Source organism: Flavobacterium gelidicaeli, from assembly GCF_013294005.1.
Taxonomy (GTDB): domain Bacteria; phylum Bacteroidota; class Bacteroidia; order Flavobacteriales; family Flavobacteriaceae; genus Flavobacterium.
The window spans coordinates 61,200-80,256 of sequence record NZ_JABSNK010000013.1 but is presented as its reverse complement, the minus strand read 5'-3'; the positions used below and the strand labels follow the sequence as shown (position 1 = coordinate 80,256).

The 19,057-nt window shown below is 33.8% G+C and carries 17 protein-coding genes; 8 read left to right on the top strand and 9 right to left on the bottom strand.

Going from position 1 to position 19,057, the window contains the following annotated elements; translation table 11 throughout:
- Window positions 1-52: 52 nt before the first annotated feature.
- Window positions 53-2,977, bottom strand: a complete 2,925-nt coding sequence (locus tag HNP99_RS15400; RefSeq protein WP_173854313.1) for a M16 family metallopeptidase — start codon at window positions 2,975-2,977, stop codon at window positions 53-55.
- 56 nt (window positions 2,978-3,033) lie between these two features.
- A complete protein-coding gene (locus tag HNP99_RS15395) occupies window positions 3,034-3,729 on the bottom strand; it encodes an ABC transporter ATP-binding protein (RefSeq protein WP_173854312.1) in 696 nt (231 codons plus the stop codon).
- A 346-nt stretch (window positions 3,730-4,075) separates the two neighbouring features.
- Between HNP99_RS15395 and HNP99_RS15390 the strand changes: the two genes are divergently transcribed.
- Window positions 4,076-4,723: a DUF6565 domain-containing protein gene (locus HNP99_RS15390; RefSeq protein ID WP_173854310.1), complete on the top strand. Its 648-nt coding sequence runs from the start codon at window positions 4,076-4,078 to the stop codon at window positions 4,721-4,723.
- Between the two features lie 73 nt (window positions 4,724-4,796).
- Here the strand turns inward: HNP99_RS15390 and HNP99_RS15385 are convergent, their stop codons facing one another.
- On the bottom strand, window positions 4,797-5,426 hold the full coding sequence (locus tag HNP99_RS15385) for a carbonic anhydrase (protein ID WP_173854308.1): 630 nt from the start codon (window positions 5,424-5,426) through the stop codon (window positions 4,797-4,799).
- Between the two features lie 29 nt (window positions 5,427-5,455).
- A complete protein-coding gene (locus tag HNP99_RS15380; RefSeq protein WP_173854306.1) occupies window positions 5,456-6,268 on the bottom strand; it encodes an O-methyltransferase in 813 nt (270 codons plus the stop codon).
- A gap of 161 nt (window positions 6,269-6,429) precedes the next feature.
- Between HNP99_RS15380 and HNP99_RS15375 the strand changes: the two genes are divergently transcribed.
- The 4 genes from HNP99_RS15375 to HNP99_RS15360 all read left to right on the top strand — a co-directional run bounded on the left by HNP99_RS15375 (window position 6,430) and on the right by HNP99_RS15360 (window position 13,608).
- Window positions 6,430-7,977, top strand: a complete 1,548-nt coding sequence (locus tag HNP99_RS15375) for an SDR family oxidoreductase (protein WP_173854327.1) — start codon at window positions 6,430-6,432, stop codon at window positions 7,975-7,977.
- A 150-nt stretch (window positions 7,978-8,127) separates the two neighbouring features.
- Window positions 8,128-10,728 (top strand): DUF6923 family protein, encoded by a 2,601-nt coding sequence (locus tag HNP99_RS15370; protein ID WP_173854304.1) that lies wholly within the window; start codon window positions 8,128-8,130, stop codon window positions 10,726-10,728.
- A gap of 319 nt (window positions 10,729-11,047) precedes the next feature.
- On the top strand, window positions 11,048-12,895 hold the full coding sequence (locus HNP99_RS15365) for a CocE/NonD family hydrolase (RefSeq protein WP_173854302.1): 1,848 nt from the start codon (window positions 11,048-11,050) through the stop codon (window positions 12,893-12,895).
- Window positions 12,896-13,197: 302 nt separating this feature from the next.
- Window positions 13,198-13,608 carry an OsmC family protein gene (locus HNP99_RS15360; protein WP_173854300.1) on the top strand — a complete coding sequence of 137 codons (411 nt, stop codon included), beginning with the start codon at window positions 13,198-13,200 and terminating at the stop codon, window positions 13,606-13,608.
- A 72-nt stretch (window positions 13,609-13,680) separates the two neighbouring features.
- Here the strand turns inward: HNP99_RS15360 and HNP99_RS15355 are convergent, their stop codons facing one another.
- The 3 genes from HNP99_RS15355 to epsC are packed head-to-tail and all read right to left on the bottom strand — an operon-like array spanning window position 13,681 to window position 15,823.
- On the bottom strand, window positions 13,681-14,130 hold the full coding sequence (locus HNP99_RS15355; RefSeq protein ID WP_173854298.1) for a GNAT family N-acetyltransferase: 450 nt from the start codon (window positions 14,128-14,130) through the stop codon (window positions 13,681-13,683).
- Between the two features lie 12 nt (window positions 14,131-14,142).
- Window positions 14,143-15,030, bottom strand: coding sequence for a cysteine synthase CysM (gene cysM, locus HNP99_RS15350; protein ID WP_173854296.1), 888 nt, complete (start codon window positions 15,028-15,030; stop codon window positions 14,143-14,145).
- 1 nt (window position 15,031) lies between these two features.
- Entirely contained in the window at window positions 15,032-15,823 is a 792-nt protein-coding gene (gene epsC, locus HNP99_RS15345) for a serine O-acetyltransferase EpsC (RefSeq protein ID WP_173854294.1), read from the bottom strand.
- A 349-nt stretch (window positions 15,824-16,172) separates the two neighbouring features.
- On the opposite strand from epsC, the gene HNP99_RS15340 reads away from it, so the two are divergent.
- Window positions 16,173-16,874 carry a DUF1003 domain-containing protein gene (locus tag HNP99_RS15340; protein ID WP_173854292.1) on the top strand — a complete coding sequence of 234 codons (702 nt, stop codon included), beginning with the start codon at window positions 16,173-16,175 and terminating at the stop codon, window positions 16,872-16,874.
- 20 nt (window positions 16,875-16,894) lie between these two features.
- Here the strand turns inward: HNP99_RS15340 and HNP99_RS15335 are convergent, their stop codons facing one another.
- Window positions 16,895-17,173 (bottom strand): DUF2752 domain-containing protein, encoded by a 279-nt coding sequence (locus HNP99_RS15335; protein ID WP_173854290.1) that lies wholly within the window; start codon window positions 17,171-17,173, stop codon window positions 16,895-16,897.
- 102 nt (window positions 17,174-17,275) lie between these two features.
- Between HNP99_RS15335 and HNP99_RS15330 the strand changes: the two genes are divergently transcribed.
- Together HNP99_RS15330 and HNP99_RS15325 are read left to right on the top strand one after the other, a co-directional pair.
- Window positions 17,276-17,458, top strand: coding sequence for a hypothetical protein (locus HNP99_RS15330; RefSeq protein ID WP_173854289.1), 183 nt, complete (start codon window positions 17,276-17,278; stop codon window positions 17,456-17,458).
- Complete coding sequence (locus HNP99_RS15325; RefSeq protein ID WP_173854287.1) at window positions 17,451-18,002, top strand: Smr/MutS family protein; 552 nt, start codon at window positions 17,451-17,453, stop codon at window positions 18,000-18,002. The genes HNP99_RS15330 and HNP99_RS15325 overlap by 8 nt, the downstream gene beginning before the upstream one ends.
- A 71-nt stretch (window positions 18,003-18,073) precedes the next feature.
- On the opposite strand, the gene HNP99_RS15320 is transcribed toward HNP99_RS15325, so the two are convergent.
- A complete protein-coding gene (locus tag HNP99_RS15320) occupies window positions 18,074-19,048 on the bottom strand; it encodes a hypothetical protein (protein WP_173854285.1) in 975 nt (324 codons plus the stop codon).
- Between the last annotated feature and the right edge of the window lie 9 nt (window positions 19,049-19,057).

Below are 19,057 nucleotides of genomic sequence, written 5' to 3'. Positions count from 1 at the left end.
AAAAAAAAGCTATTCTTTCGAATAGCTTTTTGATAATTAAATTGAAGTTGGATTAATATCCAAAAATTTCTTCTAAGCTTAGTTTTTTAACTTCACCTAGTTTTTTCATTTCCTCTAATGATAAGTTTTTTTCTGAGGCTACAATGGCGTAAGTATAAGGTTTGTTAGAGATTTGTTTTGTTTCAAATGAAACTACATCGCTCATGCTAATTCCGTCAACTGTACTATACGTTTCTTTTCTGATATCATCAGTAAGACCCAATTCTTTTGCTGCTAGGTAGCTAAAGATGATGTTGTCTTGTGTGATTCTTTCTGTTTCGATATCTTTCTTTACTTGTGTTTTTGCTAAAGCTAAATTTCCATTTAATTCCGGCATTTTGTCTAACAATTCATTCATACTTGCTGTAGCGTCTTTGAATTTATCTGCCTGACTTCCTACGTATCCAATATAATAGTATTGATCGTCTTTCTTTTGTGGACTAACATAGTACCCAAAAGTGCTGTACGCTAATGCTTTACTTTCTCTAATAGTTTGAAAAACAATAGACCCCATTCCGCCACCAAAATAGTTGTTGAATACATTTACAACAGTGTTTTGTTTTGCGTCATATTTATCTGTGTTTCTAATCCATCTTGTTTCTGCTTGAACCATATCATAGTCAGCAAAAAGTACTTGGTTTTTAGTTTGTGCTTCTTGTTTGAATACTTTTGCAGCATTTGCAACGGTAAATTTAGAAGGGATTTTGTGAATTTTTTGTAAATCAGTTACTAATGATTTAATGTCTTTAGGTCCGTAATAAATAACTGTTTGCTCATAATTGTTAGTATTCTTGATAGTCTCAATTAATTCAGCCGCAGTTGTTTTTGCTAAAGCATCATCACTAAGGTTGTTGTTGAATTTGTTTTTAGCACCATACATAGCATAACTAGTTAATCCTTGCATAATTGCATTTTTATTCGCTTTTGCATCAATTCTTGACTTTGTAATTCTAGCAATTAATGCTTTTAAGGCCGCTTCATCAGGTTGTACGTTAGTAATTACTTCTTCATAAAGTTTTACTGCTTTATCAAAGTTTTCTTGTAATCCTTCGATCGTAACCGTTGTATATTCTTCTCCAGTATTTACATTGAAACTACACGCGATTGTGTAAAATTCTTTAGCAATTTCTTCAGATGATTTTTTATCAGTTCCTAAAAAACTAATGTATTGAGTAGCTAATGACTGTTTTAAATCATTTAGTGTTCCTACTTTATATCTGTATTTCAAACGGAAGATTTGGTTGTCTTTATTGGCAACATATAAAACAGCAGCAGCGCCAATGTTTGATTTTTGAATGTCTTTATCAAAATTCAAAAAAACAGGTTTGCTAGCGTTACTTGGCATCGCATCAATAGTAAGTACAAATGGAGATTGTTTATCAGCGTTTGTTTCTACTGGAGTAATTTGTGGCTTTTCGATTTTTTCAGATGCAGATTTCTCTCCTTTTCGTTTAAAAACAGCTACATAATTATCTCCCAAGTATTTGTTTGCAAAAGCAACAATATCTTCTTTTTTTACTTTAGATAAATCATTTACATAAGCTACTTGATCTTTCCAATCTAATTCTGACGTAAAAGCATCCATTAAAAGGCTAGCTCTGTCAGAATATTTTTCAGTTTCGTAAATTTTATCTTTTTTGATGTTGTTAATGATTGAGGTAATCAACTGATCATCAAAGTTTCCTTTTTTAAGATTTTCAATTTCATTTAAAACTAACGACTTCACTTCCTCTAACGATTGCCCGTTTGTAGGAGCAGCCGATAAATATAAAATTCCGTGATCAATAAGCGTATACGTAAACGCACTTGCATTTAGTAATTTTTGTTTTTTAACTAAGTTAAGATCTAAAAGTCCTGCCTTACCATTTGTTAGAATTTTACCAACTAAATCAGCTAAAAGAACATCTTTGTCTTTATTTCCTGGTAATCTATATCCTAATGTCAAATCTTCGGCATCTGGACCTACAATTTCTTTTATAATAGGTGCAGTGATAGGTGCTTCTTGTTCAAAAGTATATTTCTCGAAAGGCTTGGCTTGCATTTGACCAAAAGTCTTGTCAATTTTAGCAATTACTTCATCAGGATTAAAATCACCAGATAAAATAATTCCCATATTATTAGGAACATAATATTTGTTGAAATACTTTCTAATTTCTACTAATGAAGGGTTTTTTAAATGTTCTACAGTTCCAATTGTAGTTTGGATTCCGTAGTTGTGTTTTTTGAATAAATTAGAGAACAACTCTTCAAATACTTTACTACCATCACTATCTAAAGTTCTGTTTTTTTCTTCATAAACAGCTTCTAGTTCAGTATGGAATATTCTAAAAACTGGATTTCTAAAACGTTCTGCTTGAACGGCTAAATATTTATCTAATGAGCTACTAGGAACATCATCAGTATAGACTGTTTGTTCGAATGATGTAAAGGCATTTGTACCTTGCGCACCCATTGCTGACATCATTTTGTCGTATTCATTAGCTATAGCAAATTTACTTGCTGCTCCAGAAATAGAATCTATAGCCTTATAGATTGTTTTTCTTTTAGCATCGTCTTTAGTTTGGTTGTATTGCTCATATAAATCAGCAATTTTATCAAGTTCTACTTTTTCTTTATTCCAATCAAGAGTACCGTATTTGTCAGTACCTTTAAAAAGCATGTGCTCTAAGTAATGCGCTAAACCAGTATGTGTAGCAGGATCTGTTTTGCTACCTGCTTTTACAGCAACGTAAGCTTGAATTCTTGGGTCTTTGTTCGTTGGGCTTAAAATAACGGTTAAGCCATTTTTTAAAGTGTAAAATCGTGCTTTTGCAGGATCATTATTTACATATTTGTATTCGTAACCATTGCTTGTTTGTTTTTTCCATTCAAACTGATTTTGAGCAGTAGTTACCACACTTATAAATAATGTGAGTAGTACTAGAATCGTTTTTTTCATGTTTTTTTGTTTGTTAATTGTAAGTTGGTTTTATTTAAAAGAGGTTATTATACTAATTATTTATGCTGTGTTATCGTATCGCTTTCTACTACACCATCGCGTAAACGAATGATGCGGTGCGCATACTCAGCAATTTCTTCTTCATGGGTAACTAGAATCACCGTGTTTCCGTTAGCGTGGATTTCGTTAAAAAGGGCCATAATTTCTATAGATGTTTTACTATCAAGGTTTCCTGTAGGTTCATCAGCAAGAATAATAGACGGTTTGTTGACAAGCGCCCTAGCAACTGCCACACGTTGTCTTTGTCCACCAGAGAGTTGGTTAGGGTGGTGGTCCATTCGATCAGCAAGGCCTACTTGTTTTAAAACCTCTTCAGCTCTAGCGTTTCTATCTGACTTAGAGTAGCCGGCATAAATCATGGGTAATGCCACATTATCAAGCGCTGTTGTTCTAGGTAATAGATTAAAGGTTTGAAATACAAAACCAATTTCTTTATTCCTGATTTCGGCTAGTTCGTCGTCTTTCATTTTACTTACATCCTTACCATTTAAGATATAAGTTCCAGAAGTAGGAGTGTCTAAACAACCCAAAAGGTTCATTAAGGTAGATTTACCAGAACCAGAAGGCCCCATAAGTGCCACATATTCTCCTTTGTTTATTTCTAAATCAATTCCCTTTAAGACATAAACAATTTCGTCTCCAAGAACAAAGTTTCTTTTGATATCAGTAATTTTTATTAATGGGTTTGCCATTGCTATATAATTGGTTTGAATAAGATTTCTAAGTTTAAAAGTACAAAAGACTTTTGAATTAAGTATAAGTTGCTTAAAATAGATTTTTGTTACAAAAATAAATCAAGAGATGATAAAGAGTACCTATATATAGATCGCTATTTTTAGTTTTTGGTATCTTGTTAATACTTATAATGGCTAAAAAATGTTTTATGACATTGTGATGTAATATTGTGTTTTTTACACAAATAGCTGCTAATTTCATAATTATAATAATTATTTACAACATTAACATGTTTATATTGAATAAGATAACACTCCCTGTACATTTGTCTTATAATATTTAATAAATCAAAAATCAAACATTATGGAAAGTAAAAAATTATTTTTAGGAGCAGCGATTATCGCTTTAGGATTTACATCTTGTAAGAATGAAAAAGAAACTCAAGCTGAAAAAACTGTAGATACTTATGTGGTATATGTTGACTCATTAGAAAATGTTGCTACTGAAGATGCTATGGCAAACTGGCAAACAATTGAAGCTAATTATGATGCTAAAAGCAGTCAAGCTGAAACAGCAATGGCAGATTTAAGTGATAATGCTAAAGCAAAAGAAAGAATAGAAGCTTCTAAAATGAAATATGAAGCGATGAAAGCAAAAATGCAAGATGCAATGCCTAGTAAAAAACAAGTAATGAGAAATTCATTGTTTGGTGAAGGTAAAGTAGGAGATGATATGAGTTTTGCATGGGTAAATGCAGCAAATATTCACGGTGTTTACCAACAATTTGTGCATACAGTTGAAGATAATAAAGACAGCTATTCTCGTGAGGACTGGGATGAAATCAAATTAATGTATGAAGCATTAGATAGTAGAAAAAATACTGTTGAAAAAGAAGGACTTTCATCAGAGGATAATATGAAAATTGCGGGATTAAAATTGAAATTTGCTCCTATGTTTACAGTAAACAGAATTGGTGCAAAATCAGAAGAAATGGATCAAGCAAAAAAATAACAAGTTGTTAATTCACTAAAAATGACAGTCAGTAATGGCTGTCATTTTTTTTGCGCAACAATCAGGCAAAGATTTAGTCTGTAATCTTATAGATTGCCATGATGTCTTTTAATATCTCGTCAAAGTTTATATTGAGGTCTATTAATTTTCCAGTGTGAATATCAAAAATCCAACCGTATACCTTTAGACTTCGGTCCCTATTTGCTTTTTGAACTTCGGCAGTTTTAATGATATTAATACACTGTTCTTGAACATTTAATTCAATTAAGCGCTTGTACTTATCCTCTTCAGCAGTGATTTTATCAAGTTCTTTATGATGTATTCTATAAACATCACGTATGTTTCTCAGCCAAGGATTTAGAATTCCTAAATCTGATTGTTGCATGGCTGCATGCACACCTCCACAGCCATAGTGGCCACAAACCACAATGTGATTTACTTTAAGATGCATCACGGCGTAATTAATAACCGACATAGAATTGATATCTGTATTGGGAACCATATTAGCAATATTGCGGTGTACAAAAACGTCTCCTGGTTCTAAACCCATGAGTTCTTCGGCAGAAACCCGACTATCGGAACAGCCAATGTATAAGAATTCAGGTGACTGTCCTTGTGCTAATTTATCAAAATAATTTTTGTCCGTTTGCATTTGTTTGGCAACCCAATCACTATTGTTTTGAAAAATTTGTTTGATATCCATAACTTGTTTTTAGATGTAAAAATAATTGACTAGGTTCTAATTATAAAATGCTCTTTGGGTTGTTCGTGTCTAAAAAATACTAATCCCCATTGAAAGGTATCAATCGTTACGGAAACTTTAGGGTGTTGCTTTATTATTTCCCAAGCTTCTTCCATGGCTGCTGACCAGTGAATATCATCAAATATCCAGACCGTTTCATTGGTAATAGTTGGTAATAAAAGTTCAAAATAATCTAAAGTTGCTTTTTTAGAGTGATTGCCATCAAAATAGATTAAAGAATAACCCTCTTTATTTTTTTCTGAATTAGTTGTTGCTGACGCTAATGCCAAATCTTTTTTTTCTAGATAAGAAGTAAACTCAATTACTACCGAATTAACATTGGTTAAATTGAAATTTTTAAATTGATTTTGCGCAACTCCGCTCGTTTCAGGACAACCTTCAAGTGTTGTTATTGTTGCGTTTTTATTTCCCAGTGATAAAGCTGCGGTGGCTAATCCTAATGAAGTACCTATTTCTAAAATTGTATCCGATTCAAAATAACGTACAATTCTCAATAACAATTCGGCTCTTTTTTTCGTAATCCCTGCTGTCTTTGCAATTTGTGCTACCGCTCGAGTATTCGATTTGAAAACACGAGATCCCGCACCAAAGTCGGTTACTTCAATAGTATTTGTATTGGTTAAAAGTGCTTTTCGGTATTGTTTTAAAACTGCGTATTCTGGTTTCTCCTTTTTGTCATAAAAACATTTAGTAATTAACGTAAATACAAACGGCGAATGCACGGCATGTTCATTTTTAGAATGCCAAAGGAATTTTAGGTAAGATTTTATTTGGAACCACATAGTTTTATAAAATTCAAAAGGCACAAAGGTACAAAGTTTATGAATGAATGTGTGTTGGCTTTTTAAAGTTTAAAAGATACTTATCACTTCAAAATTGAGTCAGATCAAAAAAAACTATATTTGCGCTCTCAAAATCAATAGCATTAAAATTTCAGAAGATGATGAATGAAGAACAAATACATGAAGGAGTAATCACATCGGAAGAAATAAGCCGTTGTATTGCAGTTCTCACACAGTTGAACGCAAATACAGAGCAAATATTTGACATTCCAAAAGACCAAAGAACTGCTTTGATTATGGCTGCAGGACTTTTCTCAAGACCAGATCGCGACGAACTCTCTCGTCGTAAAAAGGACGGGAAAGCAGTAGCAAAACGTAAAAAAGAAAAGCAAGATAGAACAGCACGCAAAGAAACTGGAATTAGATATGCTCGTGAGGCAAGTGTTTTTGTAGCGCCAAAATTGCTCGCTTTTAATGAATTAGAAAGTAAAGAACAACAGGAACTGGAAACAGCTAGAAATTGTTACGTATGTAAAACGCCGTTTACTAAAATGCACCATTTCTATGACACAATGTGTACAGATTGTGGGGATTTTAATTATGCCAAGCGTTTTCAAACAGCTGATGTCAAAGGCCAAGTAGCAGTGATTACAGGCTCTAGATTAAAGATTGGTTATCATATTTCTTTAATGCTTTTACGCGGAGGGGCAACAGTTATTGCTACCACACGTTTTCCTGTAGATTCGGCTTTGCGTTTTTCTAAAGAACCAGATTTTATGGATTGGGGAGACCGCTTAAAAATTCACGGACTGGATTTAAGACACATTCCGTCAGTAGAAATTTTCTGTAATTTTATCGAACAAAAATACGATCGCCTTGACATTTTAATTAATAATGCAGCGCAAACCGTACGTCGTCCTGCGGGATTTTATACACACATGATTGCTAATGAGGAGCGTCCTATTGCTTCTTTACCAATAGCTGCACAAGGATTGTTGCTAGATCATGCCAATTGTTTAGAGGAATTAAAAGTACTGACTTCTGGTGCTTCTTCTAATCAAAATATGCCAGTTACATGGCATGGTCCTGAGCCTGGGATAGGGTTGCGGGCTTCCGCCAAATTATCACAAATTCCGTACTCCTTTGATAACGCACTTGTAGCTACAGAAGTTTTTCCGGAAGGAGAACTTGATGCTGATTTACAACAAGTAGATTTACGTAAAACCAATAGCTGGAGATTAAAATTGGGTCAGATTGAAACAACTGAAATGATAGAAGTACAATTAGTTAATTCCGTTGCTCCTTTTGTATTATGCAACCGCCTTTCTGAAGTAATGAAGAAAGACAATACAGGACAAAAACACATTATTAATGTCTCTGCTATGGAAGGTAAGTTTCACCGCTTTTTTAAAGAAGCGCGCCATCCACATACTAATATGGCTAAAGCAGCCTTAAATATGTTAACACATACTGCCGCAGGTGAATTGGCGAAAGCCGGAATCTTCATGAATGCAGTAGATACAGGTTGGGTAACTGATGAAGATCCAGCAGAATTGGCTAAAAAGAAACAAGAGCTTGAGGATTTTCAGCCGCCATTAGATATTGTAGACGGTGCTGCCAGAGTAATGGATCCTTTGTTTGATGGTATCAATACGGGGAAACACTGGAGCGGGAAATTCTTAAAAGACTACGGGCCAATTCCTTGGTAAGAAAATTTTAGCAAAAAAATATTTTTTAACGCAATTCATCGACAGTAAATGGTTATTCGTCGTTGATTTGCTTTGATAAGGACTAATAACTAAACCGATTTACATAAATATTTGGTAATTTTATTCTGATTTAATCTTAAAAGAGATATTATGAATAGAATTTTACACAAATTAATGCAAACAATATTGTTAGGTATTTTTGCTTTTTATAGCGGTAAAGCTAGCGCACAGGAGATTCCTTTTAACTGTGATTTTAATGCCTATCTGTTCCAGAATAATGATGTTTATGCGATAGATTTAGCTTCGGGTAATTCCATATTAGTTGCTGCCGATGTTACTCCAGGAAACATAAATGGCGCGGGTTATAATCCTAAGGATGGTTATATATGGGGCTATTTATCTTCACCTTCAAATTCGATTGTTAGGATAGGTAAAAACTTTACAACTACCGTTTTCACAATACCCGAGCTAACTAGTGGTAATAAATACGTGGGGGATGTAAGTCCTAACGGAATTTATTTTTTTAAGGCGGGTGGTAAAACATATTATAAAGTAGATCTAGATCCAGCATCTGCTACATACACACAATATTTAGGAGAATTTGAACTTTCTACAAGCATGAATGTTCATGACTGGGCTTTTAATTCTTTGGATGGAAATTTATATACTGTAGAGCAAAATACTAATATTTTGTACCGTATTCATCCAGAAACCGGCTTAGTTGATGATCTGGGTGTTGTGCCTATTCTTAACGGAAATAAATATACCTACGGGGCCGTTTATTTTGATTTATCAGGAAGCTTTTATGTTTCGGCAAATCAAACGGGGACGGTTTATGTAATTAGAGCAGTTCAAGATTTAGATGGTACTACTACAATGAATTCTAACTTATTTGCTTTTGGACCTTCAAGTTCTAGCAACGATGGTGCTCGCTGTCCCACAGCTCCAGTGCCTCAAGAAATATGTGATAACGGTATTGATGATGATGGTGATGGTTTGATTGATTGCGATGACCCTTCGTGCTCAGGGTATGCTTCTTGTCCTGTACTTGAAACAAATGTTTCTGGAGGAAATGACGGGGGATTAGAAAGTAATAGTCGCCTTTCGGAACAAATAAATAAACGAAATTTTGATCGTCTAAAAAAAGCATATAAGTTTGATAAAACAACAGCTAAAAAAGTTTCTAAATCCTCTAAATATGCTCGTAAAACAGCCAGCTCAACGTTAAAAGATTACATCCCCTTTGGAGTAATAAAAGAAGATGGTGTGATTGAATCTACACCAGAGGATTTATTAGCAATTACAAATGCATCCGAAGTTTACTCTGTAGATTATCTCAGAAATAATAAAACAGTAGCTTCTATACTGGCCTTAAAAACAGACAACGGCGTTTATGAGCATACTAAGTTTATTTGTGATCGCTTGTTAGGAGCTCAAATAATTTCAGTTTCTACAATTGATATTCAGGAACAACCTTTTATTAAAACCATAATTAAAAATGCCGACAATACGATTGAGTATGTATTGAGTATTGCTGCAAAAAATACTAATGGAGGTGCTAACTTTGGTTTGGAGAGTCATTGGAATTTAGATAAATACGAGAAAAATATTGGTTTTTATAATTTCCAAATTTGGAGTAATTCTATCGATGATTTATATAGCTTAGGAGATCAGGTGGTTTATTTAATAAATGCTCAAAAAGAAATTTCGAGTTATGAGCTTTCATCGCCACCTACGGTTTTTGTTCGAAAAGGAAAATACAACAATGGAAAATTAGAGATGCAAATTGTAAATACAAATGCAACAAATCTAGTTAATTTTGATGCAGGACTGAGAAAGACAGAAACAAGTGATGAGGTAAAAATCACATCTTCGATAGATTTAGATAAAAAATACATCAGTACGCTAGATATTGAAACAGGAAACTTATTTGATATTGGTTTTAGATTAGGAGATGGGATTGCCACTCCAGATGATTTATTTATGTCAGATGGACCGTGGGGTGTTGATGCTCCTGAGGCAAATACAGTTGTAGATCATTATGCTATAATGCCTAATGAAACCGCATTTGATAGTGAAAGTTTTCCAATTGAAAGAAACTTAAACTTAACCGCAACTACTACGGATTATGTTTCTGCTTATAGAGCTTTAACTGCTCGATTTAGACCGGTTGATTTATCTGCTTATAAAAGCTTTCGATTAAAAGGAAAAGGAACTGGAATATTAGAAATTGTTTTTATTAAAAACAGTATTCAAAATTGGGAAGACCAATACAAAGCAAGCATTATTTTGACGGATAACCTACAAGATTTTGCTATTCCGTTTTCTGAGTTTACTTCAAGTTCTGGAACGCCTTTAGTTTTAGACGATGTTAAAACAATTGTGTTCAAAATGACTGCCGCTGACGGAAAATCAACCGTTAAGGAAATGGATTTACAAGCGATTCAATTCTCTAAAGAAGTGAGTTTATCTGTAACAGAATATGATGGAGAAAATAGGAATTCGGTTTTTGTAACACCAAATCCAATTATTGATAAAGCCGTACTTCATTTTAATGCAAAGGAGCAAGAAAAAATTAGTATCGATATCAATGATGTTTCAGGAAAAGTAGTTAAAAAAATAACTGTTGATGCTCAGGAAGGTCAAAATCAAGTGGGGCTTACTAAAGCTAATTTGAGTTCAGGAATCTACTTTTGTAAAATAAATAGCAAAGTGTCTCAATACAAAGTGATTAAAATACTGGTAAATTAACGTACTAGATTCATAGGTACAAATGGCTATACTTTCTAGGAGGTATAGCCATTTTTTATGTTTAGGACTTTATGATACGGAATCATTTTTCTGTGAGGGGTAGCAGCGGCATCCTTTTATGAAATGGAATGCAATAAAAGATACAGCGAATGAACCGACCCACTGTAACGATAGTGAAAGAGGGACACAGCCAAATATATAGACTATAAGCTACTTTAATTATAACATCCATAATAATGCTGATAAATTCTTTTAAACTAAGTTTTGTTATAGCATTAAACGTAATATCTTTACGTTTCTATAATTAGCTATTATTTACATGAAAAAACTATTATTTATTGCGTTTTTCGCAATTACGGCCACTGTTTTTGCTCAGGACAATACACCAAGTACGGTAGGGGAGCACTACACTAAGAAAGAAGTTAGTATTAAAATGCGCGATGGGAACACCTTGTTTACGGCCATTTACAGCCCAAAAGATGCCTCAAAAAAATATCCTATCATCATGCAACGCACGCCATATAGCTGTGCTCCTTATGGTGCAACCGAGTTCAAAAAGAGCATAGGTCCCAGTGAAACGATGATGAAGGAAGGTTATATTGTAGTATATCAAGACGTACGCGGGCGCTGGATGAGCGACGGTTTGTATGACAATATGCGCGCTTTTATACCAAATAAAAAAGAAAAAACACAGGTAGACGAAGCTTCGGATACTTATGATACTATTGACTGGTTAATAAAAAATGTGGAGAACAATAATGGAAATGTAGGGGTGTGGGGAATTTCATACCCAGGGTTTTACTCAACTTATTCGCTGTTGAGCAATCATCCTGCTTTAAAAGCGGTTTCGCCTCAGGCATGTATTAGCGATTTCTTTTTTGATGATTTCCATCACAATGGAGCTTATTTATTGAGTTATTGGAAAGCAACACCATTATTTGGTATTCAAAAAACGGAGAAAACAACTAAGTCTTGGTACCAATTGCCAGAAGTAGGAACAAAGGATGATTACCAGTTCTACCTTGATGCAGGTCCGCTATCTAATTTAGATAAGTATTACGGAAAAGACAATGAATTTTGGCAACAGCTAAAAGACCATTCTAGTTATGATGACTTTTGGCAAAAGCGCGGCATTTTACAACATTTAAAAAATATTAAACCTGCCGTAATGATTGTAGGAGGATGGTTTGATGCCGAGGATTTATATGGTCCTTTAAACACTTACCAAGCTATTGAAAAAACGAGTAAAAACTACAATACTATCGTTATGGGACCTTGGAGTCATGGCGATTGGGCTAGAAATTCGGCGACAGCTACAATTGGAAATATAAAATTTGGGGATAGTATTTCTGGTTTTTACCAAAAAAATATTGAAGCCAATTTTTTCCGTCATTTCTTAAAAGACAATGGAAAAGGGGAGAACAAATTACCAGAAGCGTATGTGTTTGATACAGGTTCTAAAGATTGGAAAACCTATGATGTTTGGCCTCCAAAAAATGCAGCAAAAGAAAGCTTTTATTTGGCTGGAAATAAATTATCTGCCACAGATAAAAAAGACGGTGCATTTCAAGAATTTATTAGTGATCCTAAAAAACCGGTGCCTTTTACGGAAGATATTAATCAAAAAGGGATTACACCTAGAAAATACATGACCGACGATCAGCGTTTTGCTGCGAGGCGTCCGGATGTTTTGGTTTTTGAAACCGAAAGATTAACCGAAGCGACGACTTTGGCTGGAGAAATTCTGGCACAATTACAAGTTTCTACATCAGGAACCGACTCGGATTGGATTGTAAAAGTAATTGATGTTTTTCCAGATGATGAACCAGAAACTGCTGATGTAGCTCCTTATTTAAAAATGAGCAATTACCACATGATGGTACGTAGCGAGGTGATGCGTGGTCGTTTTAGAAATAGTTTTACCAATCCAGAACCTTTTGTAGCCAATCAAAAAACAGCTGTGAATATTAAATTACAGGATGTGATGCATACGTTTAAGAAGGGACACAAAATCCAGATCCAAATTCAAAGTACGTGGTTCCCTTTGATTGACTTAAACCCGCAGACTTATGTCGATAATATCTTCTATGCAAAACCCGAAGATTTTAAAAAGCAAACACAGCGAGTGTATGATGATTCTAAAATTATATTTACGGTTGTAAAATAAAAGCAATTAGTATTCATTAAAAAACCCAATCCTGATTTTAGGATTGGGTTTTTTATTTTAAAGTAATAAACAAGTTTGTGCGTTCAGTATAATATTTTTGTTAGTTAAAGAAAACTTAATAGTTGTAGTTGCTTTAAATCTTAAAGTTTCTTTATTTTTTTAGAACGCTGTTGCAAAAGGGACTCTTGAATAAGTGTTGCGTTATCATTTGTAAAGCTGTTTTAAATTTACGTTAAAACTGAATCTTGAGTATTTTAGTACGTTTTAAAGCGTTAAATTTGAGTAAATTAAAAAAATATATTATGATAAGAAATGCAACCGCAGTGTGGGCAGGTTCTCTAAAAGAGGGCGCTGGAAAAATATCAACAGAAAGTAAAACATTAAATAATGCACAATATTCTTTTAAAACTCGTTTTGAAGATGGAGTAGGAACAAACCCTGAAGAGTTAATTGCAGCAGCGCATTCAGGTTGTTTCACAATGCAATTATCGGCTTTTGTGGGTGAAGCAGGACACGAAATTGAAAATATAACAACAAAATGTGACATCGACTTCCAAGACGGAAGCGTTGTAGGATCCCATCTAACTGTTCATGCAAAAATTAAAGGAATCACCGATATTGATTTTCAAGAATTAGTAACAAAGGCAGAGAAAAATTGCCCCATCTCGAAGTTATTGAATACTAAAATTACATCGACAGCTACATTGGCTTAAGCTGTTATTATTATTATTATTATTATTAAACAAGGCGTTACTAAATTCAGTGACGCCTTGTTTTTTATACTATTAAAGCTGTTTTTGAAAACAAATACTATCTTCGATATTTTCATATTGACCATAATTTGCAATTATAGCAAAACCATTTTTTTTATAGAGAGCAACGGCTTCGGGATATTTATGCCCCGTTTCTAGAATACAACTTTTATAGTTTTCTTCTCTTGCCCAAGATTCTAATTCGGTTAAAATTTTTGAAGCAATTCCTTTTCCTCGAGTTTTTGGATCTACAAACATTCTTTTTATTTCGGCAACATCTTCTTTATAAAATTTAAAAGCACCGCAGCCTACCGCAATTTGGTCGTCGTAGACAACAATAGCATTTTTGATGTTATCTGTTTTATTGAATTGAGCAAAAAAAACATGTTCATCACCGTCTCGTTCTTGAATGTCTTTATCAAGTAAGGCAATTAATTGAATGAAGTCAGGATTGTCTGGGGTTGTTCGTATAATTTGGATCATTAGAAATAGGATTTAGTCAAACAAGTCTGAGGATAAATAGCGATCTCCGCGATCGCAAATAATGGCTACGATTACACCCGATTCTAATTCTTCGGCAATTTTAAGCGCTGTTGCTACAGAACCACCACTACTCATTCCAGCAAAAACACCTTCTTCAAGAGCTAAACGTTTGGTCATAGCGCGTGCTTCATCTTCGCTTACTTCAACCACACGATCCACTTTTGAGGAATCAAAAATTTTCGGCAAGTATTCTTGAGGCCATTTTCTAATCCCTGGAATTTGCGAGCCATCACTAGGTTGTGCTCCTACGATTTGTATGGCTGGGTTTTTCTCTTTCAAATAAGTTGAGGTTCCCATGATTGTTCCTGTAGTTCCCATTGCAGATACAAAGTGCGTTACAGTACCTTCGGTGTCATTCCATATCTCAGGACCTGTAGTTTTGTAATGCGCTTTCCAGTTGTCATCATTCGCAAACTGGTTGAGCATGATGTAACCTCCTTCGGCTACTTTTTTATCGGCATAATCTCTAGAGCCTAAAATTCCTTCTTTGGCGGGAGTTAAGATTACTGTAGCTCCATACGCTCTCATAGTTTGTGTGCGTTCCTTAGTGGAATCTTCCGGAAGGATTAATTCAATATCAATATTCATTAACTGTGCGATCATGGCTAAGGCAATTCCGGTATTTCCACTGGTGGCTTCAATTAGTTTGTCCCCTTTTTTAATATCGCCACGTTCTAGAGCCGATGCGATCATGTTGTAGGCAGCCCTATCCTTCACACTTCCGCCAGGATTATTACCTTCAAGTTTTAGTAAAAGTTTCACATTTTTATTTTTAACCAAGTTAACAGTCTCGACTAGCGGAGTGTTTCCTATAAGGTCTAATATATTTTGAGGTTTCATATTATTTGATCTCTTTAATTTTTACTTCGGTTGTTGTAGTATTTAGCACCATTGATTTTGGTGGAATTGATTTAGTTACCCAAGCATTTCCTCCTATGATACTTTTTTTACCTATTACGGTCGTTCCACCAAGGATAGTGGCATTGGCATAAATACATACACCCTCTTCAACGGTAGGGTGCCTTTTAGCGTTTTTCATTTCTTTGCTAACGCTTAGTGCGCCAAGAGTTACTCCTTGATATATTTTGACATTTTTAGCTATTTCTGCAGTTTCTCCAATTACGATTCCGGTGGCGTGATCGATAAAGAAAGGAGAGTCAATTTTTGCGCCAGCGTGAATATCTGTTCCAGTGATGCGATGAGCATATTCGCTCATCAATCTAGAAAATAGTAATAAATCTAAATTGTATAAAACGTGGCTTAACCTGTAGATTGCAATAGCATAAAAACCGGGATAGGCTAAATAGACTTCTTCGATGCTGTTTGAGGCAGGGTCGTTTTCTAAAATATAATGGGCGTCTTTATTTAGCATTTCTAGTACAAGAGGCAATTGGTCTAGAAAACTTTTCCACATAGATTCACAATCTCCTTTGGGTTTTTTACATGCAATTAAGGCAACCTCTTTAAAGCGTTTTTCGAGTTCGTCAATGCTTTCTTCAAGAGGGGCATTGGTGTCAAACAAAGTATAGAATAATTGTTCTGTAAAAACTTCTGTTTTAGTTTTTATTCCGTAGTTGATAGAAGTATGGCTTTTTAAAGCACTAATATTTTGGATAATCTGATCTTTCGTCACGATTATAGGATTGAATTGTTAATATAAAAAAGGATGAATAAGGCATTGTATTAGTTACAGCAACAACAATAATGCAAGAAAGCTATTAAGCTTTTAGAGGTGTTAGTAAAAAGGTTGCTGCGGTACATAATTGCTTTTTCTAATATAATGCTTTACAAATATATTGAACTATTTTGGATTTTAGTATGCTTAACGTTAGGCACTTTTTTGTTTGCGCTCTTTTTAGTTTTTATTTAACAACTGTAGTTTAAATTGTTTTAGAACAGACTCTTTTTTTTGTACTTTTAATCCAAAAGAGAAGTTGTTTGTTTAGAACGACTGTTGTATTAAATAGGTATAAAAAAGTATAATGAAATTAAAAACGACTTTCATAAGTGGTCTCTCAAATAAAGAATTTTCTATAAGTCAAAGGGTGCTGGGAACGATGATTAGAAACCCAATCATGGCATTAATTAATAAAGATTATCCAGATTTTAATAATGCACAATCTTTATCAGTGGGAGAGCTGAACTTGTATCGAGAGAAATACATTGCTAATTTTTTACAAAAAGAAATAGGGGAGTTGTCGAGTTTAGAATCGGATCTTGTGATTGATTTTAATAAAGAAGAGTCTTTAGTCTCTCAAGTTGAAGATGAAGTTGAACTAAGATCGTACGGTCAAGTTATTGCTGATAAAGTAGCCGACTTTGGTGGAAGTTGGCGTTTTATTTCACTTTTTGGTTTCTTTATTGTGATATGGATTTTATCTAATATCTATTTTTTGTCCAATAATGGTTTTGATCCCTATCCATTTATTTTATTGAATTTAATTTTGTCATGTGTTGCTGCTTTTCAAGCGCCAATAATTATGATGAGTCAAAACCGTCAAGAAGAAAAAGATAGAGAACGTGGCAAAAAAGATTATATGATCAATCTAAAGTCAGAACTTGAAATTAGATTACTCCATGAAAAATTAGATCATTTAGTGATGCATCAGCAAGAAGAATTAATTGAGATTCAAAAAATCCAAATTGAAATGATGAATGATATTTTGAGTAAGATCAATAAATAATATTTTAAAAAGAATCACATTTAATAGTGGCGATAAGCATATCCTAAAATCATAAAAACGACATTTATAAAGGCTAAAATTAGAATGGTTTTTTGAGAAAAAATTCCTTTAAAAATAAATGTTAATCCCCAAGAAAATAGAAAAATTAAGGTGGTAAAAATGGCAGGATACATTTTAAAAGAAGCAATAAATTCTCCTTGAAATAAAAGTAAAAAAGCACGTTGAAATCCACAACCCAAACATTCTACCCCAAAGAGTGTTTTACTTAAACAAGGCAGCATGTATTTTTCTAAATTCATCAATTGTTTTTAAAATTGCGTTTATAAAATTTCAGGAAAGATATGCTTAAATAAACGAAGCTATATTAAATTTGTTACTTTTGGATTCTGATAGATAAAGATATGAAAAAGTTTATAATTCCTATAATGATAATTGCGATCATTGTTGCTTTTTATGAGCAAGTGAGCACCAACAAGAATGTATATGTAACCGTAATTGCTATTGCCATCTTTATGTTTGGAATGATGCAATTAAGTGCAAAAACACCGAGTAAAAATCAAGAAAAAGACGATAAAGATGTTTAGTAAAGGAGATAGTGTTTCAGTACTTGATGAGGCAATAAATGGCATAGTGATTTCAGTAAAAGGGAACGATGTTACTATAGAAACTGAGGATGGATTCATGATGACGTTTCTTGTTAACGAGTTACTTAAGGTAAACGGAACCAGTAATTTAATGGATTCTATTAAAAGAATCGATATAGATGAAATCACAAAGGAGAAAGAGATCCCAAAACCACGAAGTTTTGTTAAAGAACGCAAAGATAAAGGCGAAGGTATTGTTCCTGAATTTGATTTACATATAGAAAAGCTAGTGAAAAATAAACAGGGAATGTCTAATTATGATATTCTAACTTTACAAGCGGATACGGCAAAAAGGCATATTGAATTTGCAATTCGTAATCGCATCCCAAAGATTGTTTTTATACATGGCGTGGGGGAAGGAATTTTAAAAGCTGAACTGGATTTTTTATTAGGTAGGTATGATAATATTGATTTTAAAGAAGCTAACTACCAAAAATATGGTCAAGGAGCTACTGAAGTTTTTATCAAGCAAAACACTAAATAAGAGCTTTAATATTCATATAAAAAAAACCATTTTGTAGTATTACAAAATGGTTTTTTTATGCTTGAACATTATTAATTACTCGTATAAAGTACGCCCAAAGTATAATTATCTCCTAGTGAAAAACTGTAGTTTCCTTTACTTAAAGTAGTGTTTTTTAATACAATGGTATGCTTGAAACTAGATGGTCCACTAGTGGTGGTGGTTACTTCAATAAGTCCGGTTTTGTCAGTAACTCCAGCTACACCATTCCATTCTTGATTTACTGTTGGAGTAGCAGGAGTTGTTGCGTTACAAAAATAGTCTGCAGTTAGTAAACCAGCTGTAAATAAACGGTATGTTAGTCTGTTTTGAGTGGTTCCAATAATTCCTTTTCGAGGGGAATTAGCAACAGTGATTTCATTAATAATTAATGATGGATCAATAGAAAGCTCCATTGCTTCGCCGGTAGTAAATTTATAAACTTGATCATTAGTACTGCATTTATTTAACGCTTTTGTCTCGTCAAAACCAAAAGGTAATGTTGTTGCAGTAGTCACATAACTTCCAAAATTAAAGACATCATATACTTGTGTTCCTCCTGTACTTTTAGAAAAAGTAATGTTTTTAAAAACAATATTGTGGTTGTATCCTGTAATTCTAGTGCTATTGTCAGTAGCATCGGTTTCTTTTTTGGCTTCTTTGGTGATAACGATTGTGCCACCAGTTGCTATCCATTGGTCAGTAACAGCGGGAGTTATTGGCGGGATAGTTTCACAAATATTATCTGCCGTTACTGTACCATTGTAAAAACGATATACTACGCGATTAGTGGTGCTGCTTATTGTTAATGTTGTTTCAGTAAGATCAGAATCTTCATCAGTGAAATTTACGCTCGGAATTTCAACTAGTAGCGCTTCATTATCTTTTAATTTATAAATTATATCATTATCAGTACAACTTTGTGTTGCTGTAACATCTTCAAAACTGATGTCCTCTTGTATTAAATTTCCATCATCGCAGCTATTAAAAAGCATCACAAAAACCAATAGACCTAGTACTCTTTTCATTGTATATTT

Coding starts and splice junctions, on each gene's coding strand:
- HNP99_RS15375 (WP_173854327.1), top strand. CDS start 6,430: ATGAATGAAGAACAAATACATGAAGGAGTAATCACATCGGAAGAAATA.
- HNP99_RS15325 (WP_173854287.1), top strand. CDS start 17,451: ATGTTTAGTAAAGGAGATAGTGTTTCAGTACTTGATGAGGCAATAAAT.
- HNP99_RS15370 (WP_173854304.1), top strand. CDS start 8,128: ATGAATAGAATTTTACACAAATTAATGCAAACAATATTGTTAGGTATT.
- HNP99_RS15390 (WP_173854310.1), top strand. CDS start 4,076: ATGGAAAGTAAAAAATTATTTTTAGGAGCAGCGATTATCGCTTTAGGA.
- HNP99_RS15395 (WP_173854312.1), bottom strand. CDS start 3,729: ATGGCAAACCCATTAATAAAAATTACTGATATCAAAAGAAACTTTGTT.
- HNP99_RS15330 (WP_173854289.1), top strand. CDS start 17,276: ATGAAAAAGTTTATAATTCCTATAATGATAATTGCGATCATTGTTGCT.
- HNP99_RS15355 (WP_173854298.1), bottom strand. CDS start 14,130: ATGATCCAAATTATACGAACAACCCCAGACAATCCTGACTTCATTCAA.
- HNP99_RS15335 (WP_173854290.1), bottom strand. CDS start 17,173: ATGAATTTAGAAAAATACATGCTGCCTTGTTTAAGTAAAACACTCTTT.
- HNP99_RS15385 (WP_173854308.1), bottom strand. CDS start 5,426: ATGGATATCAAACAAATTTTTCAAAACAATAGTGATTGGGTTGCCAAA.
- HNP99_RS15400 (WP_173854313.1), bottom strand. CDS start 2,977: ATGAAAAAAACGATTCTAGTACTACTCACATTATTTATAAGTGTGGTA.
- HNP99_RS15340 (WP_173854292.1), top strand. CDS start 16,173: ATGAAATTAAAAACGACTTTCATAAGTGGTCTCTCAAATAAAGAATTT.
- HNP99_RS15320 (WP_173854285.1), bottom strand. CDS start 19,048: ATGAAAAGAGTACTAGGTCTATTGGTTTTTGTGATGCTTTTTAATAGC.
- HNP99_RS15365 (WP_173854302.1), top strand. CDS start 11,048: ATGAAAAAACTATTATTTATTGCGTTTTTCGCAATTACGGCCACTGTT.
- cysM (WP_173854296.1), bottom strand. CDS start 15,030: ATGAAACCTCAAAATATATTAGACCTTATAGGAAACACTCCGCTAGTC.
- HNP99_RS15360 (WP_173854300.1), top strand. CDS start 13,198: ATGATAAGAAATGCAACCGCAGTGTGGGCAGGTTCTCTAAAAGAGGGC.
- HNP99_RS15380 (WP_173854306.1), bottom strand. CDS start 6,268: ATGTGGTTCCAAATAAAATCTTACCTAAAATTCCTTTGGCATTCTAAA.